The following is an 11,570-nucleotide window of genomic DNA, read 5'->3' as shown; positions in this document are numbered from 1 at the left end:
TTTTTATGGGTAACTGAATGAGACCGAGTCGCCTGCATCGGGGGCAAGCCCCCTCCCACACTCGAGCGCATTCTTTGGGCAATATGGGAGGGGGCTGCCCGCGATAGGGCCACCTCGGCTCCCAGCCCTACACCGAAAACCGCGCCACCATCGAATTCAAATCCACCGCCAACCGCGACAACTCCTGGCTCGCCGCACTGGTCTGGTTAGCCCCGGCAGACGTCTGATGCGCCAGGTCGCGGATATTCATCAAGTTACGATCCACTTCACGCGCCACCGCCGCCTGCTGTTCCGACGCACTGGCGATCACCAGGTTGCGCTCATTGATCAGGGTGAACGCCGAGGCAATCGCCTCCAGCGCTGTCCCCGCCGACTTGGCGATGTCCAGGGTGGAACGCGCCCGGGTGTTGCTCTGCTGCATTGAACTGACGGCCTGCTCCGTGCCTTGCTGAATCCCACTGATCATCTGCTCGATTTCCTGGGTCGACTGCTGAGTACGATGAGCCAGGGCCCGCACTTCATCGGCGACCACCGCAAAACCGCGCCCCGCATCACCTGCCCGCGCGGCCTCAATAGCGGCATTCAGCGCCAGTAGGTTGGTCTGCTCGGCAATCGAGCGAATCACGTCCAGCACCTTGCTGATGCCATAGACCTTCTGCGCCAAGTCTTCGACCTGGGTCACGTTGTCGGTCACATCGATAGCCAGCGCCTCGATTGACACGACGGTTTGCTGCACCTGCTCACGCCCTTGCTGGGCGATACGGTCCGACTCGCGGGACGCCTGGGACGTAGCCACCGCATTGCTCGCCACCTCCTCCACCGCCGCCGTCATCTGGTTGACCGCCGTGGCGGCCTGTTCGATTTCCTGGCTTTGCTGGTGCAAACCACGGGTAGCGTCCTCGGTGACGCAACTGAGCTCCTCGGAAGCCGACGCAAGCTGGTTCGATGACTCGGATATACGCCGAAGGGTGTCACGCAAGGTGTCCTGCATGCCCTTGAGCGCCCGCTGCAAGCGTGCGGGCTCGTCCTTGCCGGTGACAGTAATCTCCCCCGTCAGTCGCCACTGGCGACGTTCTGGGCAACCTGGAGCGACTGCGCCAGGGGCAGCACGATACTGCGGGTCAGCCAGACCGCCAGGCCAATAGTGACCAGCGTGGCCAGGGCAACCATGGCGATGACCCAGGTTCGCGACTCGCTGAACACGTTCTGCGCCTGCTTGGCCGCCTCGTTGGCACTGAGCTTGTTCAGATTGACCAGGGCACGCAGGGTCAGCGCCATTTGATCGGCAAACTGGTTCATCTCGCCGTTGACCACCTGAATCGCGTCCTCCAGCCGATTGGCCTTGGACAGCACCACGACCTGTTCCTGGCGCTGTAGGTAACGCTGTTGCTCGCCCTTGAAGCGGTCAAACAACACACGCTCCTCAGGCAACACGATCAACGCTTCGTACAGCTGTTCGGCGCTATTCAGGCCGGCTTTGGTCTCGGTGATTTTCTGCTCGTTCTGTGCCACGGCCTGAGGATCGCGATTGACCAGCAAGCGTAAGGTCAGCGCACGAATGCGCAGCACGTCCTGGCTTATCTCCCCCACCGCCATCACGCTCGGTAACCAGTTGTTCTCCACCTGGTCCGACTGCTGGCGCATATTGCCCATCTGCAGCAGCGCAAAGCCGCCCAGCGCAAACACCATCAATGCCAGCACGCCAAACCCCAAACCGGCGCGGGGGGCGATATTCAAACTTCTGATACTCATGCCTTGGTTCCTTCCAAACGCGCTGCATCCATTTGCAGCTGGCTGCTTTGAAAGGTATCGGCGCCTCAAGGCGTTTGCGTAAGATCAAAACGCGATATCAACGGGCAGCGCCATCGCGAGTGGTTTTGGGCAGGATCGCCAGGAAATTATCCTTCGCCACCTTGTGGGCCACGTCCTCAGGAAGCGCGTCGAGGAAGGGATCAAAGCGGCGCATTTCCTTACCCAACTTGTTGAAACGCCCTACCACGTCCGAGCCCAGCATGAAGCGCTCAGGGAAGCGCTCCACCAGCTTTACCCACTCGGGCCTGGGCTTGCCCGCATCGTCCAGCAAGTACGGCGTCAGCATGCTCCACGACAGGTCGATGTAGAGATTGGGGTAGGCCTCCAGCATGCGGTTCAACGTTGGCAGCAAGAAGTCCATCTGGACCTGATGGCGGTGAATCTCCTTGCTGGTGCCGGCATGGGCCCAGATAAAGCGGGTGTGCGGATGATTGCGCAGCGGCTCTTCAACCTCGGCCAGGTACAACGGGTTGCGCTCGCGCTTGGAGGTGATGTTCGAGTGCAGCATCACCGGCAGGTCATTTTCAGCGGCCAGATGGTAGATGCGCGTCATCGCTTCGTTATTCGCACGCGGAGTGTCGCCCGAGGTCAGCGCGGTGAGGTCATCGTGACGGGTGAACACCTCACCAATGCCCTGCCACAGCCCTGGATTGAGGTCGAGCATGCGTTGGATATGGGCAGCCGAGTTCTTGTCGTTGGGGTTGAAACCGCTCAGAAACGGATGAAAATGCGGGCGCTGTTCAGGGGCAAGCTTGTTTACAGCCGCAGCGACGATCACGTCAGTGGCGCTGTACCAATAGGCATCGGCGTCGTCACCGGCGTAGTAGCGCGGACGTTTGGGCTCGTCTTCGTGCCATTTCTTCGCCACGGGAATGCCGGAAATCATCACATGTTCGATGCGATTCTCGGCCATCGTCTTGAGCAATTTATCCATGCCCGCCGTTTCCTGGAAAAAATCCACGTAATGCAGGTGTGCATCGCTGTAGGCATAGTCGCGCGCCTGCACGGCAAGGCTAGTGGCGGCGAGCAACAGGGCGAGACTCAGGCGGTTCCAGGGCACGATAAAACCTCGATAGGGGCCAATACGGGTAGACCGTGTGCCATGTGCCGGGGTTCATCGCGCAAAAACGCGGAACACTGAAGTGCCAGCATGCTCTATAACTGCATGACCTTCATCCTGCCACCCCGTGAGGTTTGCCATGCCTGTTACCGTGAACACACTGAACGCTGAAAACTTCCGCCACAGCGTCAACATCAACAACCACGAGCTGTTTACCGACCTGCCCAAGAGCCTGGGTGGCGACGACTCGGCGCCCTCCCCCCACGACTACTTCGATGCGGCGCTGGCGTCGTGCAAAGCCCTGACCGTCAGGCTTTACGCCCAGAAAAAAGACATCCCGCTGACCGGCGTGACCGTGGAAGTCACCCACGACGCTGCCGAAGAACAAAAGGGTAAATACAAACTCAACGTCAAGTTGACCCTCAAAGGCGTACTCACCGACGCTCAGCGCGATGAGCTGCATCGCGTGGCAGACAAATGCCCGGTGCACAAGCTGATGACCACTGCTGAAATCAGCATCGAGACCCAGTTGTCCGAAGGCGCCTTCAGCCAATAGCGGCAACCTCGCGTCGAGCGGGTTATGCTCAGCAGCATCTAACCCGCTCAGACTGGGACGCACCATGACCACCCTCACCGTGATCCGCCCTCGCCCCGAGGATGTCGAAGGCCAGCCAATCCTGCGTCCGCTGCCTTCGCGAGAATGTCGCAGCGTCGGGCCGTTTGTATTCTTCGACCATATGTTGCACACGCGCTACGCACCAGGCAGCGGCATGAATATCCGCCAACATCCGCATATCGGCCTGTCCACGCTTACCTATCTGTTCGAGGGCGCGCTGCAGCATAAAGACAGCCTGGGTTCCGATCAGGTGGTAGAGGCCGGCGATGTCAGTTGGATGACCGCCGGTAGCGCGATTGCCCACGTGGAGCGCACACCCCAGGCACTCAAGGCCAGTGGTTTCAGCCTGCATGGACTGCAAGTGTGGCTGGCGTCGCCCAAGGATCATGAGACCGGACCCGGCCATTACAGCCACCACCCGGCGGCGAGCCTGCCGGTGAGTGACAATCTGGGCGTGCAGATCCGCCTGATCGCCGGCAATGGGTTTTGCCTGAAATCACCGGTGCCGGTGCTGTCGCCGACGTTGTATGCCGAGGTGCAGATGCAGACGGCCACTACCCTGCTGATCCCCGATGAGCATGAGGAACGGGCGGTGTATGTGCTGGACGGCGAGGCGCAATTGGACGGTGAGGCGCTGGAGATACATAGCTTGGTGGTGCTGCCGAGCGGGCAGGAGATGACGCTGTTTGCCGAGTCCGATTGCCATCTGATGGTTTTCGGCGGTGCACCTTTGGATGGGCCACGGCGGATCAATTGGAATTTTGTGGCGAGTGATCCTTTGAGGATTGAACAGGCGCGGCGGCGTTGGGCGGCTGGGGATTGGCCGACGGTACCGGGAGAGTCTGAAAGAATTGAGTTGCCAGTGAGATAGCTATCGGGGGCAAGCCCCCCTCCCACCTTGAATGTGTTCACAGTTCAAAATGTGGGAGGGGGCTTACCCCCGATGAGGCCGGAACAGGCCCTGCAGCCTTAGGCCTTGAACACTTCATCCAGCAAGTTATGCATCGACTGGAACGCCCGCTTGGCGGTCGTCGCGTCGTACATCATCTTGCCCGGCACGTTGGCGTGCGGGTCGGTGAAGGAATGCACCGCGCCGCCATAGCTCAGCAATTGCCAATCCACGCCAGCCGCATTCATTTCATCTTCAAACGCTGGCAACTGCTCTTTCGGCACCAACGGGTCGGATGCGCCGTGCAGCACCAGCACCGAGCCCTTGATGTTCTTCGCATCCGCAGGGTTTGGCGTGTCGAGGGTGCCGTGGAACGATACGGCAGCCTTCAACGGCGCGCCGGTACGGGCCAGCTCCAGGGAGCAGCACCCGCCGAAGCAGAAACCAAAGGTCGCCAGCTTCGAGGTATCCACCGCCGCTTCCGCCTGACCTTGCAATTGCTCAAAGGCCGCCTGCATGCGCTTGTTCAGCAACGCACGATCATTCTTCAACGGCATCATCGCAGCGCCGGCTTCGTCACCATTCGACGGGCGCACACTTTGCCCGTACAGGTCAGCGATCAGCACCACGTAGCCTTTACCGGCAACGGCCTTGGCGATCTCTTCGGCGCCCGCACTCACTCCCATCCAGTTCGGCGCCATCAACAAGCCCGGCAACGGGCCCTTATGGCTGGCATCGAATGCCAGGCGGCTCTCATAAGACTGGCCATCAATCTGATAGACCACGGAACGCACAGTGACTTGGCTCATCATTTACTCCAGTTGAGGTGCAGTAGAACGAAAAAACCCGCCGAAGCGGGTTTTTCTACATCGGGGTCAAACCGACAGTTCAACCAACAGCTTGTTCAGGCGGCGCACATACGCGGCCGGATCCTTGAGGCTGTCGCCAGCGGCCAGGGCCGCCTGGTCGAAGAGGATGTGCGACAGGTCGCCAAACCGCTCTTCGCTCTGCTCGCCGTCGAGTTTCTCGATCAGCGGGTGAGCCGGGTTGAATTCGAAGATCGGCTTGGAATCCGGAACCTTCTGGCCGCTGGCTTCAAGAATCTGGCGCATCTGCATGCCCAGGTCCTGCTCGCCGATGGCCAAAATCGCCGGGGAGTCGGTCAGGCGGTGGGAAACCCGCACTTCGCTGACCGCATCGCCCAGGGCCGTCTTGATCCGCTCAACCAGGCCTTCTTTGGCCTTGGCGACTTCTTCGGCTTCCTTCTTCTCTTCTTCGGAGTCCAGGTTACCCAGGTCCAGGTCACCACGGGCCACGTCGACGAAGGTCTTGCCGTCGAATTCGTTGAGGTAGCTCATCAGCCACTCATCGATACGGTCGGTCAGCAGCAGCACTTCGATGCCTTTCTTGCGGAAGACTTCCAGGTGCGGGCTGTTCTTGACCTGGGCGTAGGTTTCGCCGGTCAGGTAGTAGATCTTGTCCTGACCTTCCTTGGCGCGTGCCAGGTATTCAGCCAGGGACACGACCTGCTCGCCGTCGTCGCCCTGAGTCGAGGCAAAACGCAGCAGGCCGGCGATTTTTTCCTTGTTGGCAAAATCTTCCGCCGGGCCTTCTTTCATGACCTGGCCGAAGTTTTTCCAGAAGCCTTTGTATTGCTCAGGCTCGTTCTTCGCCAGCTTTTCCAGCATGTCGAGGACGCGCTTGGTCAATGCCGACTTCATCGAATCGATGATCGGGTCTTTCTGCAGGATTTCCCGCGACACGTTCAGCGACAGGTCATTGGAGTCGACCACGCCCTTGATGAAGCGCAGGTACAGCGGCAGGAACGATTCCGCCTGATCCATCACGAAAACGCGCTGCACGTAGAGTTTCAGGCCTTTCGGCGCTTCACGCTGGTACAGGTCGAACGGAGCACGGGCCGGCACGTAGAGCAGCGAGCTGTATTCCAGCTTGCCTTCGACCTTGTTGTGGCTCCAGCTCAGCGGGTTTTCGTAGTCGTGGGCGATGTGCTTGTAGAACTCCTGGTATTCCTCGTCCTTCACTTCAGTGCGAGGACGGGTCCACAGGGCGCTGGCACGGTTGACCACTTCCCATTCCTGGGCAGGCGCCTCTTCGCCTTCGGCGGCGGCGGCCTGCTCTTTCGGCAACTCGATCGGCAAAGCGATGTGGTCGGAGTACTTCTTGATGATGTTGCGCAGGCGGTAGCCGTCTGCAAACTCATCTTCAGCGGATTTGAGGTGCAGCACGATACGGGTGCCACGATCAGCCTTATCGATGGTGGCGATTTCGAATTCGCCCTCACCCTTGGAGGCCCAGTGCACGCCTTGGCTGGCGTCGAGGCCGGCACGGCGGCTGAACACTTCAACCTTGTCGGCGACGATGAAGGCCGAGTAGAAGCCCACGCCGAACTGGCCGATCAGGTGCGAATCTTTCTTCTGGTCGCCCGACAGATTCTTCATGAAATCAGCGGTGCCGGATTTGGCGATGGTCCCCAGGTGGGTGATCGCATCGTCACGGCTCATGCCGATACCGTTGTCTTCGAGGGTGACGGTCTTGGCGTCTTTGTCGAAACTCACACGGATTTTCAGTTCGGCGCCACCTTCCAGCAACTCAGGCTTGGACAGGGCTTCGAAACGTAATTTGTCGACAGCGTCAGAGGCGTTCGAGATCAATTCGCGAAGGAAAATTTCCTTGTTGGAATACAGCGAATGGATCATGAGGTGCAGCAGTTGCTTCACCTCGGTCTGGAAGCCCAGGGTTTCCTTTTGAGTTTCCACACTCATGGTCATCAAACTCCAATTGGATGGCAGTGGCCGCGCCCTTGAGGGTTGGCGGCGGGTTGTCATCAAAGTTGGGGGCTAAGGCCAGGATTTCAAGGGCGACCGGTTTCCTCAATTTTGAAATGCGCGCGGGCGGTGGCGATGGGTTCTGCCGGGGTGCTCTGCCAGGCGGTGATTGCCACATTCGCCACCCGTCGACCCTGGCGCCAGACCTGGCATGTGGCGTAAGTGTCGCGGAACTGGCCGGCCCGCAGGTAATCCAGGGAAAAATCGATGATTTTCGGCAAGCCCGGCGCACCGGTGGACACCAGCAAGTGCAACGCCGCCGCCAGCTCCATAAAGCCTGCAATCACCCCGCCGTGCAGCGCCGGCAATATGGGGTTACCAATGTTGTCCTTGTTGGCGGGCAGGCGAAACAACAACTCATCGCCCAGGCGCGTGCATTCAATGCCGATCAGCCTGGCATAGGGAATCAGCTCCAGCAGCGCTTCATAATTGCCAGGCTCATGGGCCTGTTCCAGGCGCGTCTTGAATCGATGCGTCATGCCTGCTCTCCCTTGATTGTACTGCTCAGGCCTTGGGCTCCCTTGAGGCGCTTGCCCATGCGCATGAAGGTACCTACCACATGGGCGATGGGCTGCTGCGGGTCATCCTGGTAGGCGACGCCACGGGTGAAAATCACATCGGTGGTCACCCGGTAGCATTGGGCGAAGCCATAGACCGATTTGTGAGGCTCGGCGGTGTGCATGTAATCGATGCGCAGGTCGAGGGTCGGGCATACCTCAAACTCAGGCAATACACACAAGGTTGCCATGCCGCAGGCGGTATCCATCAGCGACGTCAGCGCACCGCCATGGATCACGCCGGTACGCGGGTCGCCGACGATGGAGGGGCCATAGGGCAAGAGCAATGTCATGCCCTCCGGGTTGGCCGCGTGCACAGTGATCCCCAGCACCTGACAATGGCGCAGGGCCGAGACAAAACGCGTCGCACGCTCTAACAATGGGTTTTCGGTCATTCGGTCGAGACTCTTATTAGCGTTGATCCGCGGAGTAGGCAGCGCAGGTGAAAGTTCCTTGGGCAGCGCTGTTTATATATCTGCGCAATTAAAGGAACTAATGCTGAACCCTCAGGCTCGAAAGGCCAGTAGATATCTTCAATAAGGAGAAACACCCCATGCGCAAGACTTTAGCTATTTCCATGATGCTCGCCGCTGCCCTCGGTCTCGCTGCCTGCGACAAAAAATCCGAAGACAAAGCCCAAGACGCCGCTGCACATTCTGAGCAGGCTCAGAAAGACATGGCGAAGGCTCAGGATAAAGTGAACGACGCTGCGAAAGAAAACGCCGATGCTGCCAAAGCTCAGGCTGAATCGAACGAAGCCGCCGCAAAAGAAGCAGCACCTGCTACTCCAACCACCGGTTCTTAAGACCGCGGTTTGAAATAGCTTCGCTGTAAAAAGAAGCCCGCTTAAATAGCGGGCTTTTCTTTGCCTGCTGTTTTTATTCGCAGCGTTAATACGCTGAAGTTGACTAAGCCTGCTCTTTGACCGCCTCTGGGACTGGCGTATCAGTCTGCGTATACACCATCACTTGCAGCACGTCGGAATGAAACTCCCGACGGTACAGCACGACCACTACCCCAGCACTCATCAACATGAATAACCATGGGCTGACAAACCACGCCAGCATGGTCATGCCGAAGTAGTAAGCACGCAGGCCAAAGTTGAACTGGTTGGCGGCCATGGAAATCACCCGCGCCGCCCTCGAAGCAAACGCTTTGCGCTCCTGCTCGGACACCTGCCGCTCACCGATCATCGGCGCCGACCCCACCAGCACTGCCGCAAAGTTGTACTGGCGCATGCACCAACTGAATGTGAAGAAGGCGTAGACGAACACCAGCGCCAGGCACAACAGCTTGATCTCCGACATCCCCTGGGAGGCCTGCTGCACCATGGGAATGTCTGCGAGCAACGAAACAGCCCGTTCGGACGCGCCGAGCACGGTGAGGATACCGGCAAGGATAATCAGCGTGCTGGAGGCGAAGAACGAGGCATTGCGCTCCAGGTTGCCGATCACGCTGGCGTCGGCGATACGGTTGTCGCGCAGCAGCATGCGGCGCATCCAGTCTTCGCGATACAGGTGCAGCACACTGGCCAGGCACGCTGTGTCCCGGGCCTTCCAGGTCGCATAACGGGTATAGCCGCCCCAACACAGGATGAACCAGAGGGCGGCAAGCAGGTGGACTTGATTGGTTTCGACGAACGACATGCGGGCCCTATTACACGAGGTGGTGTGACGAACGCGGTCAACATGTGGGAGCGGGCTTGCTCGCTCCCACACCTACCGTGTTTCAACTTTAGAATCTTGTCGCCTACTAAGCATAAAAAATGCCCCATATCGATTGATACGGGGCATTTCTGCGCAGCCTTGAAAATGTGTTACGCGATCGCTTCGCTACGCTTGCCGAGCATACGGTCAATGACCACCGCTACCACCAGCACCATCACCGACGGCACCAGCCAGGCCAGGCCTTGTTCGCTCAATGGCAGGTTGGCCAACGACGAAGGCATCCAGCCAGCCAGGCCAGCGCCCTTGAGGGCGTCAATGCAGCCAAAGATAAACGAAACCAGCATCACCGGGCCAACGATGCGGCCCTGCTCCTGCCAGAAGTCTTTGCAGAAGCTCAACGCCACCAGCACGATGCACGGCGGGTAGATCGCGGTGAGCACCGGGATCGAGAAGGCAATCAGCTTGGTAAGGCCCAGGTTGGACACGAACAGCGAGAACAGCGCCAGGATCACTACCAGTGTCTTGTAGGACAACGGCAGGATTTTGCTGAAGTACTCTGCGCACGCGCAGGTCAGGCCAACAGCGGTCACCAGGCATGCCAGGGAGATCAACACCGCCAGGAAACCACTGCCCAGGGAGCCGAAGGTGTGTTGCACGTAGGCGTGCAGTACGGCAGCGCCATTTGCCGCACCAGCGGCCACTTCGTGACTGCCCGCACCCAGGCGGAACAGGCTGACGTACACCAGTGCCAGGCCCACACCGGCAATCAGGCCCGCGATGATTGCGTAGCGGGTGATCAGCTTTGGCGACTCCACACCACGGGAGCGGATAGCGTTGACGATCACGATGCCGAATACCAACGCGCCCAGGGTGTCCATGGTCAGGTAACCATTGATAAAGCCTTGGGAAAACGGTGCGGCGACGTATTCGGGGGTAGCAACGCCCACTTCACCGGCCGGCAGGGCAAACGCGGCAATGCCGAGGATGGCCAGCGCGATGATCTTCAGCGGTGCGAGGAAGCGACCCACGGTGTCCAGCAGGCGCCCTGGGTACAGGGACACGAAGAACACCACCAGGAAATACACCGAGCTATAGAGGAACAGCGCCAGCGGGCTCTCGCCGGTCAGCGGCGCCAGGCCTACTTCGAAGGACACGGTCGCGGTACGCGGGGTAGCGAACAGCGGTCCTACCGCCAGATACGCCGCCGCCGCGAGCAGGCCACCGGCGATCTTGCCGATCGGGCTGCTCAACGCGTCCATACCGCCGCCGACCTTGGCCAGGGCGATCACGGTGACCACCGGCAAACCCACTGCGGTGATCAGGAAGCCCAGCGCTGCCATCCAGACATGAGGCCCGGACTGCAAACCAACGATAGGCGGGAAGATGATGTTACCGGCGCCCACGAACAGGGCAAAGGTCATGAAGCCCAACGCCAGGATGTCCTGGCTTTTCAACACTTTCATTTCGGGAAATACCACACTACTGAATCGGAATTTAGAGAGGGATTCCCTGTGGATGAGGGAAATACTGCCAGCCCTGATGGGGGCCGACCGGTCTAGCGCGGGGCTTCCTTTTGGGAGGCGCACGCATAAAGAGGCGGTTAGGGTACAGAATTAGCTTGAAGAACGCACTGTTGCGGGGCGGACTGTCCGATAAGCGACATCTTGATGTCGCGTTTTCATACTTAATTTGGAAATCTAATCCAATGTGGGAGGGGGCTTGCCCCCGATGGCAGTGGTTCAGTCAATACATCAGGTGACTGTCATATCGCTATCGGGGGCAAGCCCCCTCCCACATTTTGATCTTCACCATGCCCAAGAATGCACAAAGGCCACCCGAAGGTGGCCTTTGCCTGGTGAAGCGTCAGTTAAGCGCGAGGCTTATTTGACAGCCCAACCGGTCAGCTCGGACAAAGCCTTGCCGATGTCTGCCAGCGAACGCACGGTTTTAACGCCTGCGTCTTCCAGGGCAGCAAACTTCTCGTCTGCAGTACCCTTGCCGCCAGAGATGATTGCGCCAGCATGGCCCATGCGCTTGCCCGCAGGGGCAGTCACACCAGCGATGTAGGAAACAACCGGCTTGGTCACGTGTGCCTTGATGTAGGCAGCCGCTTCTTCTTCAGC

At 59.3% G+C, this 11,570-nt stretch carries 12 protein-coding genes and 1 pseudogene; 3 read left to right on the top strand and 10 right to left on the bottom strand.

Annotation, left to right across the window (positions count from 1 at the left end; genetic code table 11):
• Positions 1-127: 127 nt before the first annotated feature.
• The 3 genes from IQK56_RS31855 to IQK56_RS28560 form a co-directional block, all read right to left on the bottom strand.
• Positions 128-832 (bottom strand): methyl-accepting chemotaxis protein, encoded by a 705-nt coding sequence (locus IQK56_RS31855; protein ID WP_425274655.1) that lies wholly within the window; start codon positions 830-832, stop codon positions 128-130.
• 221 nt (positions 833-1,053) lie between these two features.
• Positions 1,054-1,752: an MCP four helix bundle domain-containing protein gene (locus IQK56_RS31850; protein WP_425274654.1), complete on the bottom strand. Its 699-nt coding sequence runs from the start codon at positions 1,750-1,752 to the stop codon at positions 1,054-1,056.
• Positions 1,753-1,849: 97 nt separating this feature from the next.
• Positions 1,850-2,872 (bottom strand): amidohydrolase family protein, encoded by a 1,023-nt coding sequence (locus IQK56_RS28560; protein WP_150675810.1) that lies wholly within the window; start codon positions 2,870-2,872, stop codon positions 1,850-1,852.
• Positions 2,873-3,011: 139 nt separating this feature from the next.
• On the opposite strand from IQK56_RS28560, the gene IQK56_RS28555 reads away from it, so the two are divergent.
• Together IQK56_RS28555 and IQK56_RS28550 are read left to right on the top strand one after the other, a co-directional pair.
• A complete protein-coding gene (locus IQK56_RS28555) occupies positions 3,012-3,428 on the top strand; it encodes an OsmC family protein (RefSeq protein ID WP_099586734.1) in 417 nt (138 codons plus the stop codon).
• 64 nt (positions 3,429-3,492) lie between these two features.
• Complete coding sequence (locus IQK56_RS28550; protein WP_150675811.1) at positions 3,493-4,359, top strand: pirin family protein; 867 nt, start codon at positions 3,493-3,495, stop codon at positions 4,357-4,359.
• A gap of 98 nt (positions 4,360-4,457) precedes the next feature.
• Here IQK56_RS28550 and IQK56_RS28545 read toward each other — a convergent pair whose 3' ends face one another.
• From IQK56_RS28545 to IQK56_RS28530, 4 genes are all read right to left on the bottom strand, one after another.
• The gene (locus tag IQK56_RS28545; protein ID WP_193862731.1) at positions 4,458-5,186 is read right to left on the bottom strand and encodes a dienelactone hydrolase family protein; all 729 of its coding nucleotides are present in this window, start codon (positions 5,184-5,186) and stop codon (positions 4,458-4,460) included.
• 66 nt (positions 5,187-5,252) lie between these two features.
• Positions 5,253-7,160: a molecular chaperone HtpG gene (htpG, locus tag IQK56_RS28540; protein WP_150675813.1), complete on the bottom strand. Its 1,908-nt coding sequence runs from the start codon at positions 7,158-7,160 to the stop codon at positions 5,253-5,255.
• Between the two features lie 89 nt (positions 7,161-7,249).
• Entirely contained in the window at positions 7,250-7,702 is a 453-nt protein-coding gene (locus tag IQK56_RS28535; protein WP_193862729.1) for a PaaI family thioesterase, read from the bottom strand.
• Complete coding sequence (locus IQK56_RS28530) at positions 7,699-8,175, bottom strand: PaaI family thioesterase (RefSeq protein ID WP_193862727.1); 477 nt, start codon at positions 8,173-8,175, stop codon at positions 7,699-7,701. The genes IQK56_RS28535 and IQK56_RS28530 overlap by 4 nt, the downstream gene beginning before the upstream one ends.
• Positions 8,176-8,333: 158 nt before the next feature.
• On the opposite strand from IQK56_RS28530, the gene IQK56_RS28525 reads away from it, so the two are divergent.
• The gene (locus IQK56_RS28525; protein ID WP_122306436.1) at positions 8,334-8,585 is read left to right on the top strand and encodes a hypothetical protein; all 252 of its coding nucleotides are present in this window, start codon (positions 8,334-8,336) and stop codon (positions 8,583-8,585) included.
• A 103-nt stretch (positions 8,586-8,688) separates the two neighbouring features.
• On the opposite strand, the gene IQK56_RS28520 is transcribed toward IQK56_RS28525, so the two are convergent.
• The 3 genes and pseudogenes from IQK56_RS28520 to IQK56_RS28510 all read right to left on the bottom strand — a co-directional run.
• Complete coding sequence (locus tag IQK56_RS28520; RefSeq protein WP_099586739.1) at positions 8,689-9,426, bottom strand: DUF599 domain-containing protein; 738 nt, start codon at positions 9,424-9,426, stop codon at positions 8,689-8,691.
• Between the two features lie 170 nt (positions 9,427-9,596).
• Entirely contained in the window at positions 9,597-10,910 is a 1,314-nt protein-coding gene (gene brnQ / locus IQK56_RS28515) for a branched-chain amino acid transport system II carrier protein (RefSeq protein ID WP_122306435.1), read from the bottom strand.
• Between the two features lie 417 nt (positions 10,911-11,327).
• Positions 11,328-11,570 (bottom strand): annotated as a pseudogene (locus tag IQK56_RS28510) (succinate--CoA ligase subunit alpha); the annotation flags it as partial.

The organism is Pseudomonas cyclaminis, assembly GCF_015163715.1.
Taxonomy (GTDB): Bacteria; Pseudomonadota; Gammaproteobacteria; order Pseudomonadales; family Pseudomonadaceae; genus Aquipseudomonas; species Aquipseudomonas cyclaminis.
The sequence above is the reverse complement of the archived record's forward strand: the minus strand, read 5'-3'. Positions and strand labels throughout refer to the sequence as shown.